General features: G+C 45.1%; 13 protein-coding genes. 5 read left to right on the forward strand and 8 right to left on the reverse strand.

Annotated elements, in window-relative coordinates; translation table 11 throughout:
- Positions 1-160 precede the first annotated feature (160 nt).
- From F3I09_RS34075 to F3I09_RS16255, 3 genes are all read right to left on the reverse strand, one after another.
- A complete protein-coding gene (locus F3I09_RS34075; protein WP_188133836.1) occupies positions 161-298 on the reverse strand; it encodes a hypothetical protein in 138 nt (45 codons plus the stop codon).
- A 92-nt stretch (positions 299-390) separates the two neighbouring features.
- Positions 391-1806 (reverse strand): alpha-L-fucosidase, encoded by a 1416-nt coding sequence (locus F3I09_RS16250; RefSeq protein WP_149696092.1) that lies wholly within the window; start codon positions 1804-1806, stop codon positions 391-393.
- 132 nt (positions 1807-1938) lie between these two features.
- Positions 1939-2514 carry a YceI family protein gene (locus F3I09_RS16255; protein WP_149696093.1) on the reverse strand — a complete coding sequence of 192 codons (576 nt, stop codon included), beginning with the start codon at positions 2512-2514 and terminating at the stop codon, positions 1939-1941.
- A 199-nt stretch (positions 2515-2713) separates the two neighbouring features.
- Between F3I09_RS16255 and F3I09_RS16260 the strand changes: the two genes are divergently transcribed.
- Complete coding sequence (locus F3I09_RS16260) at positions 2714-3997, forward strand: amidohydrolase (protein ID WP_149696094.1); 1284 nt, start codon at positions 2714-2716, stop codon at positions 3995-3997.
- Between the two features lie 116 nt (positions 3998-4113).
- On the opposite strand, the gene F3I09_RS16265 is transcribed toward F3I09_RS16260, so the two are convergent.
- A complete protein-coding gene (locus tag F3I09_RS16265; protein WP_149696095.1) occupies positions 4114-5607 on the reverse strand; it encodes a S8 family serine peptidase in 1494 nt (497 codons plus the stop codon).
- Positions 5608-6382: 775 nt separating this feature from the next.
- On the opposite strand from F3I09_RS16265, the gene F3I09_RS16270 reads away from it, so the two are divergent.
- Complete coding sequence (locus F3I09_RS16270; RefSeq protein WP_149696096.1) at positions 6383-7276, forward strand: PfkB family carbohydrate kinase; 894 nt, start codon at positions 6383-6385, stop codon at positions 7274-7276.
- Between the two features lie 70 nt (positions 7277-7346).
- Here the strand turns inward: F3I09_RS16270 and F3I09_RS16275 are convergent, their stop codons facing one another.
- The 4 genes from F3I09_RS16275 to F3I09_RS16290 form a co-directional block, all read right to left on the reverse strand.
- Complete coding sequence (locus tag F3I09_RS16275; protein WP_149696097.1) at positions 7347-7637, reverse strand: helix-turn-helix domain-containing protein; 291 nt, start codon at positions 7635-7637, stop codon at positions 7347-7349.
- Positions 7638-7641: 4 nt separating this feature from the next.
- Entirely contained in the window at positions 7642-7872 is a 231-nt protein-coding gene (locus F3I09_RS16280; protein WP_149696098.1) for a hypothetical protein, read from the reverse strand.
- Positions 7839-8699 (reverse strand): hypothetical protein, encoded by an 861-nt coding sequence (locus F3I09_RS16285; RefSeq protein ID WP_149696099.1) that lies wholly within the window; start codon positions 8697-8699, stop codon positions 7839-7841. The genes F3I09_RS16280 and F3I09_RS16285 overlap by 34 nt, the downstream gene beginning before the upstream one ends.
- Before the next feature lie 179 nt (positions 8700-8878).
- The gene (locus F3I09_RS16290; RefSeq protein WP_149696100.1) at positions 8879-11656 is read right to left on the reverse strand and encodes a substrate-binding domain-containing protein; all 2778 of its coding nucleotides are present in this window, start codon (positions 11654-11656) and stop codon (positions 8879-8881) included.
- A gap of 221 nt (positions 11657-11877) precedes the next feature.
- Between F3I09_RS16290 and F3I09_RS16295 the strand changes: the two genes are divergently transcribed.
- From F3I09_RS16295 to F3I09_RS16305, 3 genes are read left to right on the forward strand one after another with little or no spacing between them, the layout of a single operon-like run.
- A complete protein-coding gene (locus F3I09_RS16295) occupies positions 11878-13206 on the forward strand; it encodes a sugar porter family MFS transporter (protein ID WP_149696101.1) in 1329 nt (442 codons plus the stop codon).
- Positions 13207-13234: 28 nt separating this feature from the next.
- Positions 13235-14152, forward strand: coding sequence for a carbohydrate kinase family protein (locus F3I09_RS16300; protein WP_149696102.1), 918 nt, complete (start codon positions 13235-13237; stop codon positions 14150-14152).
- A gap of 42 nt (positions 14153-14194) precedes the next feature.
- A complete protein-coding gene (locus tag F3I09_RS16305) occupies positions 14195-17275 on the forward strand; it encodes a TonB-dependent receptor (protein ID WP_149696103.1) in 3081 nt (1026 codons plus the stop codon).
- Positions 17276-17291: the final 16 nt, after the last annotated feature.

The raw sequence follows: 17291 nt of genomic DNA on the forward strand, positions 1-17291 counted from the left end.
AAGGCTAGTATAGATAAAAATAGGGTGGTGATGTTACTTGTATTTTGGGTTATATGTTTTCAGGAAGTGGAGAAAATGTCTTCTTTAGTTGAGTTGTCGTAATAGGGATAAATATAGTATATATTAACTTAAAGGACCAATAATTTTTTTTATTGGTCCTTTAAGATTTTGCATTCAAACTGTTATACGCTCCGCTTTTATGCAACTTACCATATACACCGCCATAGGTGCCATCCTGGCGATAGCGTATTTGCCCGCCTGCCCGTTTGATGGCATTGTCTCTGTTTCGTATGTTCATGAGCGTTTTTACATGTTATATGACAGGTTGCTTCCGATATAAAAAAAGGCGTACCACGATGTGATACGCCCTGAATATAAGTTAGTTATTACTTACGCACTGATCTTAAACGCCGCACTGTATTTCAAACCGCTTTTCTCCTGTATGTTCTTCGGGATCTTAATAGTCAGCTGACCATCCTTCAAAGTCCATTGCAGTTTCGCTTTTGTACCTAACAGTGCCACACGGCTGATCTTTTTGATATCCTGTACGGCAAAAGTAACTTCTGCCGGCAGCTTCACGTCATCACTGTCAGAAAGATAATAAGCATAGATAGAATGCTGGTCTTTCGATTGTGTGAAGTAGATATTCTTATCGGAATAAGGCGCTACCGGTCTTGATCCATGGATGCCTTCTCCGTTGATGTCCATCCATTTGCCCATGTCTTCCAGGCGTTTGTATGCTTCGGGCGCCCAGTCCCCCTTGTCGCTTGGACCGATATTCAGAAGGAAGTTACCACCTCTTGACACGATCTTCACCAGCAGTGATACCAGTTGCAGGGAAGGCTTGTAGGTATCCCGCGGACTATAGCTCCAGGAATAACCCATTGTCATACAGGTCTCCCAGGGATAAGGTAATGGCTTGTCAGGAATAGATTGTTCCGGTGTGGTATAGTTTTCAAACTCACCGGGAACGGTTCTATCCACAATGATCAGTCCTGGTTGATGACTGCGGGCCATATTGGCAATACGCGGCATGTCAATGCTTTGTTTGCCGTCAGGTCTTACCCAGCCGCCATCCAGCCAGAGAATATCGATAGGACCGTAACCGGTCATCAGTTCCTGGATCTGATTGTAGGTGAAGTCGTTGAACTTCTGCCAGCGATCAGGGAATTTCTTAATATCGTAGTTTACGTGTTCGTCTTTAGGCGGATAATATTTCCACCAGAAATACTGGCTATGCCAGTCCGGTTTGGAGAAATAAGCGCCGATCATAAAGCTGTCCTTCCGGAAGGCGTCAAAGATCTCTTTGGTCACATTGCTGCGCGGATTCTTTGAGAAAGGGGTATTGGGACTGGTGATCTTATAATCGGTTTCTTTCGTATCGAACATGCAAAATCCGTCATGGTGTTTGGTCGTGAAAACCACATAGCGCATACCCGCGGCTTTGGCCGCTTTCTCCCATTTTTCAGGGTTGAAATCTACAGGATTAAAATCATACTGCAGATGTTCGTAAGCGTTTCTGTAGGTGTTATAATCATCGCTGTAAGGGCCTTTTCTTACCACCCAGTCAACGGGGCAGATGCTCCAGCTTTCCACCTCTCCCCAGAGGGTATAGGTACCCCAGTGCATGAACAGCCCGAAGCGCTGATCCTGCCATTTGGAGAGTTTTCTGATCACTAAAGGATCTTTTGGAGCCTGATAGTCTTTCGACATTTCATGTACCCCTTCTTTTTCCTGTGCTGATGCATGTTTTCCCGGCAAGATGCCTGCTAATAACAGCGGGAAAATGACCAATAATTTCCTCATGTATAGACCTGTTTAAATAAAATTGTGATGCAGCTGTAAGATCCCGGAATTGGCTTGTCCAGGATGTGCATATTTTACCAGATGCTGATGACCTTTTGTCTTTTTAAGGCGGCTACAGAGGGAAGGTACACTTTAATGCCGGAAGGTCAGGTTGAAGGTGATGGTAACATTTTCGCCGGTGGTGAACTGGCCGAAGAGGAAAGTAGGCGGATCGATGTCGAAGTCACGCATGTCGATCTGCTTGGTCCCTTTGATGGTGATGCTTCTGTCTGTATTGATCTGGGTGGCGCCCACGATGTCAATACTTTGTGTCACACCAGCCACCGTCAGGGTGCCGGTACAGACGATGACAGTACCTTGTTTGGACACAGCGGCTGAGGTAAGATTGAAGGTGATAGTGGGATACTGTTTCGTTTTCAGTGCCCTGTAAGCAACAGCATCCAGTCCCGTTCGTTCGCTCTTTAAGCTTTCTGCAGGCATCGTAAAATTGAGTAAGGTCAGTCCTCCCAGTTCGCCATCTTCATAGAAGGTAAAGGTGGCATTACAGGCAATCTTGGAGGTCTTCATTTCCCAATCATGCATAGTGGATGTCCCGTTGATAGTGAGTGTGAAATCATTCTTCTGCTGATACTGTACCTGTGCGATTGTGGCTGTCGTCAATTGATTTGCAACAAACAACAGGGTCATTGTTTTAATGAGTGTCTTCATAGTGTGAATTCCTGATTTGATGCTGCAAGTTAGCGGGGTGGTCCGGAGCGAAGCATGACGGTTATCAGCCTGAACACTGATTGATACTTCCCGTCAGGCTGATAATATGCAGGATAGACCCATTGACAGATTTCTGGTGGGAAATGGGGAAAAATTGTTATATTTTGTCATATCAATCAACCAAAATCTGTTATTGCTTATGAAATCCGGATTTATTGTACTCCTGACATTTGTACCCATGCTGGCGATGGCTCAGCTAAAAGAACTGGATAAAAACGTTGCCAGTGTTAAAGACTCCGTTATATCCTGGAGAAGGTATCTCCATCAGCATCCGGAGCTGTCTAACCGGGAGTATAAGACCGGGGCTTACATAGCGGCCCGTTTAAAGGCTTTAGGCCTTGAGGTACAGACCGGTGTAGGTAAGACCGGTGTTGTGGCACTGCTGAAGGGCGGCAAACCAGGGCCGGTAGTGGCATTGCGTGCCGATATCGACGCATTGCCTGTATATGAAAGGGTGGACCTCCCTTTTAAATCAGTAGACAGTGCTGAATACCTGGGACAGCGGGTACCTGTTATGCATGCCTGTGGTCATGATACCCATGTGGCCATATTGCTCGGTACGGCGTCTGTATTGGCTGCTATGAAGAAAGATGTACCGGGAACCGTAAAGTTCATCTTCCAGCCGGCAGAAGAAGGCGCGCCTGGTGATGAGGAAGGTGGTGCTCCGTTGATGATCAAGGAAGGTGTTATGGATAATCCGAAGGTTGAAGCCATCTTTGGCCTGCATATCAATTCACTGACGCCCATTGGTACGGTGAAGTATAAGTCAGGTGCTGAAATGGCATCCAGTGACTGGTTTGTTGTAAAAGTAAAGGGAAAACAGGCACATGGTTCCATGCCCTGGAATGGCATCGATCCTGTGGTGGTGGCCGCACAGATCATACAGGGTTTTCAAACCATTGTGAGCCGGCAGGTAGAGCTGACCAAGGCGCCGGTAGTGATCACTGTGGGCAAGATACACAGTGGTGTACGCAGTAACATCATTCCTGAAGAACTGGTAATGGAAGGAACTATCCGCACTTTAGACAGCAAAATGCAGGCAGATGTACATGAGAGGATGAAACTGACTGCAACGAAGATTGCCGAAGCATCAGGCGCTACGGCAGAAGTGACCATTGATACTAAAACAAAAGTAACGTTTAATGATCCGGCATTGGTAAAACAAATGCTGCCGTCAATAGAAGCCGCAATAGGGGCGGAAAATGTAAAAGAAGCTGAATGGACAACAGGTGCTGAAGACTTTTCTTTTTACGGTGATAAGGCGCCTGCTTTCTTCTTTTTCCTTGGCGGATTGCCCGCGGGAAAAGATCCTGCTAAAGCGGCTCCGCATCATACGCCTGACTTCTATATTGATGACTCCCGCCTGGATGCAGGTGTGAAAATATTCTGCCAGCTGGTATTTGATTACGGGAAGAAGAAATAAGCTTCTTCCATCAGGTACCTGAATAAGAAGAGGGAGTATCGTATTGGTGAATGCCCAAAGAAGTGTCCAACTTTTTGAGGCCATTCCACAATACGATACTCCCTCTCTTTCTGATATTAATAACTAACCGCTTTTCCTGCATTTACCTGTCCGTTACCGAAGTAGGCATCTTTACCCCGCAGTCCATAGTCGTCGGATGATCCGCGCAGTATGAGATCTGCGAGTATGGGGTTCATGTGCGGGTATTTACCATACAGCAATGCAATGACTGCACTGGCATGAGGAGCCGCCATACTGGTACCGGCAGACCAACCATAAGAGAACTGACCAGTTGCTTCATCCCAGAAGCCAATATTGAAGACAAAATTAAACACATACTCATAGAATACAATGCCGCCAACATTGACGATCGTTGTGTTCAATGGGTCTGCCCAGTTACCGCCTGGTGCAGCATATGAAATGAATTGTTTACCGTAGTTCGTAAAGATAGAAGGTCTATACAAAGTAGTATCCTGGTTAATACCCCATCCCACCGGACCATTAGATGCGATAGACAATACACCCAGTGCAGCAGCAGGGTAGGTAATGAATCTCTTTTCCACGTCATAGTTGAATGCATCATTGCCAGCTGCAGCAACCAGGGTCGTACCATTTAAGGTAGCAAACAGGGTCGCCCTGTTGATTGCTTTTACCAGGTCTTTTATGTCCCTGTTATATTCCACCACATAGTCATCGGATGGATCGTCAGGAGTACCGTTATCGTCAGTGTAGGTCTTACGTGGCAGTTCTCCGCCAAGGCTCATGTTGACTACATCAGCGCCGTGACTGGTAGCATAAAATATACCATCAATGATAGCGCTGAACGGACCAGAACCGGCGTCAGACAGTACTTTCACGAGGATTAGTTTTACCTCAGGCGCAACGCCTACTACACCATTTGCATCGTCCAGTGCAGCAATAGTACCAGCAACATGTGATCCATGGCTGAAACCTTCTGCGCCATGGTATTGTACTTCTTCCCCTTCAATAAAGTTATGGGTAAGGATGATGTTAGGAGCAATCTCAGGGTTGTTCAGGAGGAAACCTCCGTCAAGCACAGCTACTTTAGCGCCCTTGCCTTTATAGCCTTTAGACCAGGCCTGTGGCGCTTTTACGGATTTCAGGCCCCACTGGAGAAAACTGTAGGGATTGCTGGCAACTACTTCCGATTTGGCGCCTGCATTAGAAGATGATGATCCCAGTTTGTCGGCACGGAATACTTTACCCGGGAGCCTCCAGTTCATTACAACATCTACCACCACTGATTCTACATCAGCTACTTGTCTTGCTTTTTCCGGGAAAGTAGGGTCCGGAGTTTGCACACGGATCAACCCTAAGTCCTGATTGGCTGTTTTCAGTTTGAAATTTCTTACATGTAATTTACTCAGGCTTTCAGAGATAGCTTCAAGTTTAGCACCTTCTTTGGCGATAATGATAAAGCCCCTGTCCTGATGTTTACTGTCGAGGACGTTGCTACGGATACGGAGGATTTTGTCATCTTTAGTACAAGAGACAATTATCATCAGCATCATAAGAGGGAATGCCAGGGCAAGGAGTTGATTTCTTTTCATAGAGAGCTTTTTAAGTGATTAACAGAGTGGTTTTTTAAGTGATTAACAGATTTTTTTGTTTGCGGAACGGTTTTGAAATGCTTGACAGCATGGTTTTGTAAAGCTGCTTACAGCGCAGTTTTAAGAATAATTAACAGAAAGTTTTTTTGTTTATGGGCGGGTTTAAAATGCTTAGTAGAATAAATTTTTTAAACCCGCTTACAGAACGGTTTTTTCAAGTGATTAACAGATTTTTTGTTTACAGAACGGTTTTAAAATGTTTAATAGAATAGTTTTTTAAGGCTGCTTACAGAACGGTTTTTAAAAAGATCAATAACAAAATAAAACTTGATTGGAAACGGACAGATTGTTGCTTGGCTGAAAAAAAAAGGTCTAAGTGAATGTAAAAAAATTATTTAGAAAAATCATCACGTTTTATCGGTCTCTTTTGAAATAATATTAATGCAATATGTGAATTGCAGATAATGTATGATTAACTGACATATACTTTTTTATTCTATTGTTGCTGCACATATTTTGCTATTACTGTTACATGATATCAGCAAACTGTTATTACGCTGCAATATGTATGAGCGTAAATTGAGTATTAAGGTTGGCGGCTGCATACCTTCGGGGGAATTTTATGGAAAAATGGGCGCTGGCGGTTTTTATAAATAGATGAAAATCAATTAAAATGCTTCCCGAAAAGACTATAATGCCGCAGATCGGTATCTATTAGCTATATTTGACGCTTATTTAGCATATTAGTTGGTATAATAATTACATAAGAAAGTACATGTACGATATTTGTTGCGTAGGACATATCACGCTGGATAAAGTAGTAACCACAAAGTCTGTGGTGCATATGGCGGGAGGCACTTCTTTCTACTTTTCCAATGCTATCAGTCATATGGATGTTAAGTATAGACTGGTAACAGGGCTTGCAGAAAGTGAAATGAATAGTGTAGTGGAATTGCGCGCGAAGGGCATTGAGGTGGATGTGGTACCGAGCAGGCACACTGTTTATTTTGAGAATATTTATTCTGAAAACCAGGATCATCGTACACAACGGGTGTTGCAGAAAGCAGATCCATTTTCTATTGAGGCATTGTCACATACCGATGCCCGTTTCTTTCACTTAGGCCCTTTACTGGCCGACGATATTCCGGTAGAATTAATTAAGTCATTGTCTGAGCGCGGAAAGGTGGCGCTTGATGTACAGGGATATCTGCGTAAGGTAGAAAACCATAATGTACATGCAATAGACTGGCCTGCGAAACAGGAGGCATTGAAATACATACATACGCTGAAGGCGAATGAGCATGAAATGGAAGTACTGACAGGCCTGAAGGACGTACGTAAAGGTGCGAAAGTGCTGGCCGAATGGGGTGTAAAGGAAGTAGTGATTACATTGGGTAGTATGGGTTCTGTGATCTATGCAAATGGTGTATTCTATCATGTTCCTGCCTATGTACCGACCGCTGTAATCGATGCTACAGGATGTGGTGATACTTATATGGCGGGGTATTTATATCAACGTATAAAAGGTGCTTCACTGCAGGAAGCAGGAGAGTTTGCCGCCGCCATGGCTACGCTGAAGATCGAGTCTTCCGGTCCATTTACAGGTACAAAAGAAGATGTGCTCGAGTTGCTGGCGAATAGTAGGGAGAAGGTATTCGCGGAGCTGTAAAAGAGTTATTATATAGAAGAAATCCGGTAGTGGGGTAAGACCTTGCTACCGGATTTTTTATTATCCGATGTTATTTAATGAATGACAGGAGTTTATCTTGGAATCCTGGGAAAAGCTCGTTGAAAGTTTTACGTTTTTCTTCACTCATATCCGTCTCCGGGTCAATAGCCGTTAAATAAATAAACCATACATCAGTATCAAATACCTTTGCTATCTTATTTAACGTTTCCTCGCTCGGTCTTGACTTATTACTTTCTATGAAGGACAACGCAGTGGCAGATATGCCTACTTTGCTTGCGAGTGTAACTTGCTTCATGCCTGTTTTCTCTCTGATTTTCACAATGGCTTTCCCAAGATTCATTCTCTTAAATTTTTAAATGTTCTATAATTTCATGACTGGCGACGGCAATACAAAATCGTAAAATAATTCTGAGGAACATTTGCCAGCTCACTTCATAGTCTTTCTGATTTATTTGTTCTCGTAGTATAATCAGATCTTTATAAAGTTCTCTTTCCTCTGGTGTTAAACTTTCTTTTTTTTCAAGATGCTCTATTGCTTTTTCTACCAGCTCAAGCTGCTCTTGTTTTTTTGCCATTTGATATTTTTAAAAAGGTTGATTAATAGTATTTCATTTGTTATGGGTGTTTGTGAAATACTATGATCAGCATCTTTTCCGTCAAATGGAGTTATGCGTAGTGATCTTATAATTGTGCGAATATGGTGTCTTATATCTAAGATAAGATAATGATGCTCTAACCTGCGAAGTTGTTTGATTTTACGCTTTATCCAGTCCTGAGCTTGCTGAAGCAGAGCGTTAAATGCATTAGTCCATTCTTCCCTATTTTTATTTTTTTGAATTACATCTTTATGTTGAGATATTTCTTGGTCAAGGAGCTCCCAGAATGTAAGATGCTTGGGAATGGAAATATGACTACCAGCTATATCTGTGACGGGAAGCTGATATAACTGCAGGTCAATGATCAATTGATGAATTGAAGGATTGGTATACTTTTTATTTCTGCCTGCTAATTTGAAGTATAATCTATTGTCACGATCCTGGATTAAAAGGTTGTCTCGTACAATTTCAAGGTAACGATTACCTATAGTCATGATGATCTCAGGACGATAAGTAATACTAATACAATTTTGTAAATTGGCCCAACGTTCTTTCAACTTAGGGTTGATATGCTCAATATCTAATGACAGCGTCTCATAGTAATTAAGATCCTTCCAATTCTTATAAAGAGTGATGGCCTTCGTTAGGGATCCAATGGGATGAAAATGATATTTCCAATGCCAAGATTTATTAAATTTAACGGAATTTATAGTTTTAGGTATGAGAACTCCATTATCGTACATGGACTGTATACTGTCTTCAATGAACCCCTTTTCGCCAGAAAAATCTGCTTTGAAATTGCTCATGATTAAATTCTTTTCAGGTGTAAATATAAGGGGAAAATTATTGTCTTTAAGTCGTACTTATATATAATTTTATCTTACTAATATGTATAGTATTGATTAAGTATAAATATTAAACTTTATAAAGATTGTTAGTACGAATCTCCGTTGTCCCTTGGCGTGCGGAGCATATTTTTTTATTGCTATACGCCCGGTTTCTTAAATGCCTGTTCCCTGAATGTTTTCGGCGTCTGCTGGCATCTGGCTTTAAATACCGTAGAAAAATATGCAGGAGAGGAGAAGCCACAGGTATATGCTATTTCAGAAATGGAAGACTGTGAATTGGCAAGCAGATACTTCGCTTTTTTTACCCTTGCATCCAGTATAAAATCGTTGACGTTACAGTCCAGTAGTTGCTTTACCTTACGGTATAACTGCATCTTTGAAATAGACAGCTGTGTGCATATATCTTCCACATTGAACTGATCGTTCCCCAGGTTTTCTTCCACTATCGCGGTGAAATCATTGATAAACTTTCTGTCCGGTTTATTGGATTGAACAGAATGCACCCTTGTTTCCGGTTCTGTGATATAGTGATCTTTCAACAGTGCGCGGTTACTGAGCGTACTGGCAATACTCTCTTTCAGGTATTGCATATTGAATGGTTTGCTGATATAAGCATCTGCCTTATGTTGCATGCCCCTGATCCGCTGTTCTTCGCTGTTATTGGCGCTTAAGAGGATGACGGGAATATGGGAGGTCCTGATATCTTTCTTTATTGTTTCCAGCACTTTGATGCCGTCTATACCCGGTAGCATGATATCACAGATGATAATATCGGGGACGTGGCGGAATGCCAGTTGTAATCCTTCTTCACCGTTACTGGCATGGAATACTTCGTACGATTCGCTGAGATAGCCTGCCAGGAAACTGTTCAGGTCAGGGTGATCTTCTATGATAAGCAGGGAATGAGACTGGTCCTGGCGGGTAGCTGGTACAGTGGCCACAGGCCCCATATTTTCCAGTTCTTCCACATAGTTGTGCAGGGATTCATTGATGACATTGATATGCTCTTCTTCCTGCTGTATCTCTTCCTGTGCGAATGGTGCGCTGGTGGCAGGTAATGTGATCGTGAACATAGTACCGGCGCCTTTTTTACTCTTTACAGAGATGTTGCCGTGATGCAATTGGATGATCTCCCTGCTGAGGGCAAGCCCGATACCCGTGCCTTTGTGTTCACTTTCCCTGCTTTGATAGAATAGCTCAAAAGCATGCAACAGGGTATTCTCATCCATGCCGGCGCCATCGTCTTCAATACGCAATATGGCTTCTTCACTGTTGCCCGACAGTTCCAGGTATATATGCACCTTGCCGTAGTCGGAGGTGAATTTAAAGGCGTTGGATAACAGATTATACAGCACCCGGTCAAAGAGGCGCTGGTCCAGCCATGCTTTAGTACCCGGCTGACGGCTGATAAGCCGGAAGTCTATATGTTTTTTGACAGCGATACCTTTGAATGCTTCCATAATCTCGGTTACAAAAGCGGAAAGCTCATTTTCAGAAACCTTCAGTTGCAGTTTACCGCTTTCTATTCTGCGGAATTCCAGCAGCTGGTTCACGAGTCGCATCAGGCGGACCACGTTCCTGCGCATCAGTTCCAGGTGTTGCTTCTGGACGGACGACAGCTGTCTGCCTGCCAGCAGGTTTTCCAGGGGAGCCTGTATAAGAGTGAGCGGTGTACGGAATTCGTGTGAGAGATTGGTGAAGAAGGCAAACTTTGCTTCAGTGGCCTTTTCCGCCTTGCTGGTCATTTCTACCAACTGGTCGCGTTGCAGGAGTATTTCGTCCCGCTGTTGCTTCAGCTGGTGATTGATACGCCTATTGGTACGCAGGATGAAGAACAGCACGATACCTAAGAGGAAAGCCACACAGAGGGAGGTGGCCACTATGCGCAGGAGGTGTTGCTGATCCTGGTACAGGCGGCGTTGTTCCTGTAACAGGGACTGCTGTTGTTCTATTTCCTGATGCTGCACCTGTATCTTATCGATCTGGAGGCGCATCAGCTTTACATTCGTGCTGTCGATCAATACCGTCTGTAGCAGCGTATTCCTTGGCGGCTTCCCACCTGCCAGGATATTGGCGGCCATGGCAATAGCTTCCTTGCCACCACTGGGATATAACAGGGAAGCGCTGAGCACACCGCGCGATACGAGGTCAATGCCCGCATCCGGATAAGGAGAGGCATCTACCCCAATAATCCTCACATCCGGAATGCCCTTCTCCCTGCAATATTGATACATGGCGTAGGCCATGACGTCATTCTGCGCAAAGATGATATTGGCCTGGCGGATGGCAGCGTCATTCTTCCGGGCCGCTTCCTTTGTTTTATCGGCTACCCAGCTTCCTTCCAGGGTAGCTGTCAGTTGTAAGCCGGGATACTTCGCCAGCGTCGTACGGAATCCTTCATGCCTTTCCACGGTAGGAGAGGATCCCCGTAGTCCGGTTACCTCAATAATACGGCCCTTTCCATTTAACTGGGCGGCAATATACCCGGCGGCCAGTTTACCGATATTACGATTATCTCCCCCTATGTAAGCAGTGAACGAGTCGGTAGCGGCTTTACGGTCAAGTATGATCACCGGGATGCCCTTACCATATACTTCTGCGATGACGGGTGCCAGGGGCGTTGCTTCATTGGGGGATACCAGCAGGATGTCGATCTTCTCTTTCAGCAGTTCCCTGATCTGTGCCACCTGCCGCGGGCTGCTGCTCTCCGCGTCCTTATATAAGAGTTTCATCTCCGGGTGGTAGAACAGCTCCCTTTTCATTTCCGTGAGCATATTCCGCCTCCAATCGTCATTGCCTGTACACTGGGAGAATCCGATACGGTATTTCGGTTCCGCCTCACGACGGCAACCCAGACTACATAAAATGGCTGATAGCAGCAAAATATAGATATATCTCGTAAAGATGGCTGACAACGTGGATCTTTTTTGGACTGTGGAATGTTTCAATATCTAAAGACAATGATACAAAATTGAAATGATCTGGTATTGATCTTTATTGTTTGTCTATTTAAATAACTGATAATTATTAAATTATATTTTTTTAAGGAAGTTACAAATTTGATAGTAATGGAGACGCAGTCGTAAGGCAGGGCATGGCTGATTGAGTAGGTTTGGGGCATAAACGATTCTGCGTTATGACTAATAAAACGGTGTTTTTCTGGGCTTTTGTAGTGGCCCTGGGTGGTTTCCTCTTCGGTTTCGATACCGCGGTTATTTCCGGTGCTGAGCAGTCTATTCAGCAATACTGGGGTTTATCTGAAGTGCAACATGGTCTTACGGTATCTATCGCTTTAATAGGTACGGTATTCGGCGCCCTGGGAGGCAGCATTCCTTCCGACAGGCTGGGACGAAGGTCTACGCTTTTACTGGTAGCGGCCATTTACCTGTTCTCCGCCATTGGGACGGCGCTAGCCACCAACTGGTATCTTTTCCTCTTATGCCGTTTTATTGGAGGGCTGGGAGTAGGGGCATCTTCTGTTACTGCCCCGGTTTATATCTCTGAGGTATCGCCGGCGAAGTACCGGGGACGTATGGTGGCCCTGTTCCAGTTCAATGTAGTGTTTGGCATCCTGGTGTCGTACCTGTCCAATTACCTGATAGGTATGGGCGGCGACAGTTCCTGGCGGCTGATGCTGGGCATCCAGGCAGTACCTGCGGGCCTTTTCCTGGTGTTGCTGAAGTGGGTGCCTGAAAGTCCCCGGTGGTTGCTGATCAAGGGGCTCAGGGAGCCGGCTGCTATTGCAACCCTGAAAAAGATCAACCCGGAAGGTTATATGTCAGACATCGAAACTATCCGGCAGTCAAAACAGGTACAGGCAAGTCAGGTACAAAGTGAAAAGCTGTTCACGGCAAAATATAATACGCCGGTGATGCTGGCGGTATTGTTTGCCATGTTCAACCAGGTGTCCGGCATTAATGCCATCATCTACTATGCTCCCCGCATTTTCGAAATGTCAGGACTGGGCGAGGGATCTTCACTGCTTTCCACTGTTGGGATAGGCATCGTCAACTTCATTTTCACCTTAACAGCTATCCGCTTTATAGACAGGATAGGCCGGCGTCAGCTGATGCTGATAGGCACCATTGGCCTGATCGCTACACTGGGCCTGGTAGCAGTGTCCTTTTATATGCATACCGGCGGTATTGCCGTGGTGTCTTATCTATTGATCTATATCGCATTTTTCGCCTTCTCCCAGGGGGCTGTGATATGGGTATTCATCTCAGAGATCTTCCCCAACCAGGTACGCGCTAAAGGACAGACATTAGGCAGCTTTACACACTGGATCATGGCGGCTGTCATTGCTTTCACGTTTCCTTATCTGGCCAGCCGTATCGGGGGCGGACATATCTTCCTTTTCTTTTGTGTGATGATGGTCCTGCAGCTGGTATTCGTATTACGTTGGATGCCTGAAACCAAAGGCAGGACATTGGAAGAGATTGAAATGACGATGGTGGTACACTAAATGAATTTTTCAAATCCTGATTACAGCTATGACAAATTATAACATCGTAAGCCTGGGAGAGATCCTGTGGGATATATTACCGGAGCAGGAATTGCCGGGAGGCGCTCCACTGAATGTTGCCTATCATCTGCATAAGCATTCACAGCGGGTGGTATTGGTATCGGGAATAGGGAATGATAACCACGGACAGCGTTTGCTGGACATTATGCAGGAGCATGGACTGGCTACTGATCTTATTCAACGGGACAACAGATATGATACAGGCAAGGTGTATGCCCGTATGGATGAAAAAATGGATATGCAGTATGATATTGTGTACCCGGTAGCCTGGGATCATATCAGCTGGGATGCTACGCTGGAAGCGACGTTCCGGAACGATGACCTGCAATATCTTGTATATGGCAGCCTGCTGGCCAGGAACGACATCTCCCGCAATACATTGGAAAAAGCCTTGCAGTCCAAAGCCCGTAAGGTACTGGACATCAATTTGCGCGCACCTTATTATTCAAAGGAAACATTGGAATGGTTGCTGCTCAGTTGCGACCTGTTGAAGCTGAATATTGGTGAACTTGAATTGATCTCTTCCTGGTACAACCAATTTACAACATCAGAAGACAGGATACAGGCGCTGTCTGAGCAATTCAACATTCCCACCATCATCGTTACGCTGGGTAGCAAAGGGTGTATGGGATATATACAGGGAGAATTTTATTACCAGGAAGGACAACCGGTGAAAGTAGCAGATACCATCGGCAGTGGAGATGCTTTCCTGGCGGGATTTCTTACCTCTCAGATCCGGAGTTGTACGCCGGCATACAGTCTTGCCTATGCCAATGCACTCGGGGCCCTGGTAGCATCGAAGCCGGGGGGCTGCCCGGATTATCATCCGCAGGAAATAACAGACATGATCATAAAAAAACAAACATACGTCAGCACGGGACAATAAATGCATTCCACGTATTTCCACCATCAGCTAAAAATTCCAATTATGAAAAGATTATTTTACCTCTTACCTATGCTGTTGTTCAGCATACTGGCAGTAGCACAGCAAAAACTCTATCAGGGTACTGTTACCAGTCGTCAGGGCAAAACGCCTTTACCTGGTGTGACTGTACAGGCGGGCAAGTCGAACGCTATTACAGACAATGCCGGTCATTTCTCTATCAATGCGGCTCCGGGCGAGAAGCTCACTTTTACCTACCTGGGTATGAAACCAATGACGCAGGAAGTGCCTGCGAATAATGCTGTACTGTCAATCGAACTGGAAGACAATGCTACTGATCTGAACCAGATAGTCGTGACTGGTTATCAAACGCAGAAAAAAGCCGACCTGACGGGGGCTGTAGCCGTTGTGAATGTGGCCGAGATCAAAGATATTCCTTCAGGCAATCCGCTGAAAGCCCTGCAGGGAAGAGTGCCCGGGGTAATGATCACGAGTGACGGTGCTCCCAACAGCGCTGCTACCGTGAGGATCAGGGGGATCGGTACACTGGGGAACAACGATCCTTTATATGTGATAGATGGTATTCCGACCAAGCGTGGATTGCAGGAACTGAATCAGAATGATATAGAATCAATACAGGTGTTGAAAGATGCCTCTTCTGCTACTATCTATGGTTCCCGTGCAGCAAACGGTGTCATCATCGTGACTACGAAAAAAGCGAAGAAAGGTTTTAGTAAGATCAATGTAGATGCTTCGTCTTCTTTGCAGTATTACAGTACAAAGCTGAAGACACTGAATACAGATGGTCGTGGACGCGCGTATTGGCAGGCGGCTGTAAATGATCACTCAGATCCGAACAATAACCAGATCTATCAGTATGACTGGAATGGTGATTACAGCAATCCAGTGCTGAACAGGATCATATTGCCGGAATACATTGATGCTGCGAAGACGATGAAGCCTGCAGATACTTACTGGTATGATCAGATAGCGCAGACATCTCTCTTACAGAGCTATAATATTTCATTGACCAATGGCGGAGAGAAAGGCAACTCATTCTTTTCCGTAGGTATGTACAACAATAAGGGCATCGTTAAAGATACCCGTCAACAGAAGCTTACTGCCCGTTTTAATACAGATTATTCCTTCTTTAAGGGTCGGTTGAAAATGGGAGAGAACCTGTCTGCTACTTATATCAAAGACGCATTGGTGCCTGCAACAGATATTCTTTTTGCGGCGCTTGTACAACAGCCGGTAGTGCCTGTGCATTCGGTAGATGGCGGCTGGGGCGGTCCTGCTCCCGGTATGACGGACAGGCAGAATCCGGTGCGCCTTATTGAAGATAATAAACAGAATAAAAGCCAGTTCGTAAGATTATTTGGTAACGCTTATGCTGACCTGGAGATCATTCCACGCCTGCATTTCAGGTCAAGCTTTGGTATTGATTACAATGGTACTTTCCAGCGTGTACTGCGTAAGTCATATACTTCCGGTTTCCTTTCTGATAAGACCAACCAGGTGAATACATCGCAGGATTACAATGGTAACTGGGTATGGCAGAATACCCTCTCTTACAATGTTGCATTGAAAAAACACCGCGTAGACTTCCTGCTGGGAGAAGAACAGATCAAATACATGGCGCAGAACTTCTTTGCCAGCCGGCAGGGATATGCGCTGGAGAATATAGACTATGCGTACCTGGATGCAGGCACTACACAAAAAGATAATGGCGGCAGCGGCAGTGGGTATACTTTGTTGTCCTATTTCGGTAAGGCGAATTATGTATATGATAACAAGTACCTGGCTTCTGTAACATTGCGCAGGGATGGTTCTTCCCGCTTCGGAAAAGAGAATCGCTTTGGTACCTTCCCTGCATTCTCCCTGGGATGGCGTGTCAGTGAGGAAGGCATTGTGAAATCTGCCTTGCCCTTTATTTCCGATCTGAAACTGCGTGCAGGCTGGGGAAGAAGTGGTAACCAGGAGATCGTGAACAATGCTACCTATACACTGTATTCGGCCATCTATGGTATTGATCCTACCTGGGACTTTGACAGTGGCAGTGCTTATGATCTTAATGGCAGTGGTACCGGGCAGCTTCCTTCAGGATATACTTTGATCAGACAGGGCAATGCTGCTTTAAAATGGGAAAGCACGAAAGAAACGAACCTGGGGATTGACTTCGGTTTACTGGACAACCACATTTCCGGATCGGTTGATTATTTCATCAAGAAGACCTCTGATATCCTGATCAATCCTGCTTACCTGGCGGTGATCGGTGAAGGTGGTTCCAGGTATGTGAATGGCGCGTCTATGGAGAATAAAGGCCTGGAAGCGTTTGTGACTTATTCCGGTGATATTGCTCCCGGACTTACGCTGACAATGACGGGTAACGTTGCTACTTACCGTAACAGGATCACTTACCTGCCGGATGAAGTACTGACTTCATATCCCGGTAATGGTCAGGATAAAACCATCCTGGGGCGCTCTATCAATTCTACATTCGGTTATGTGGCAGATGGTATTTTTCAGTCGCAGAAAGAAGTGGATGATCATGCCAAACAGATTGGAAAGGGCGTGGGTCGCATCCGTTACAGAGACCTGAATGGCGATAAAGAAATCAATGACAAAGACAGGGATTACATCGGTAAGGGAGATCCTGATTTTACGTATGGATTGAATGTGGCACTGGAGTATAAACACTTCGACCTGTCGTTCTTCCTGCAGGGTATACAGGGTATACAGGTGTACAATACCTATAAGACTTATACTGACTTCGCTTCTATCTGGACAGGCACTAACTGGGGCCAGCGTACATTAGATGCATGGACACCGCAACATACAGGTACGGCTATTCCTGCTCTGACGCTGGTAGACCGTAACAATGAGAACCGTACGTCTACCTATTTCCTGGAGTCAGGGTCTTATCTGAAGTTAAGGAATATACAGTTGGGATATAACTTCAGGCATCTCTTCCACGGACAGTTCCAGACAGCGAGGGTTTATCTGCAGGGCAGCAATCTGTTCACGGTAAAGAGCAAGCGCTTTACAGCCACTGATCCGGAGAATCCTAACAATGCTTATCCTATTCCTGTTATCGGAACGGTGGGGCTGAACCTGTCATTCTAGTACCTGTTAAACATGA

It is taken from the genome of Chitinophaga sp. CF418, assembly GCF_900142925.1.
Taxonomy (GTDB): Bacteria; Bacteroidota; Bacteroidia; order Chitinophagales; family Chitinophagaceae; genus Chitinophaga.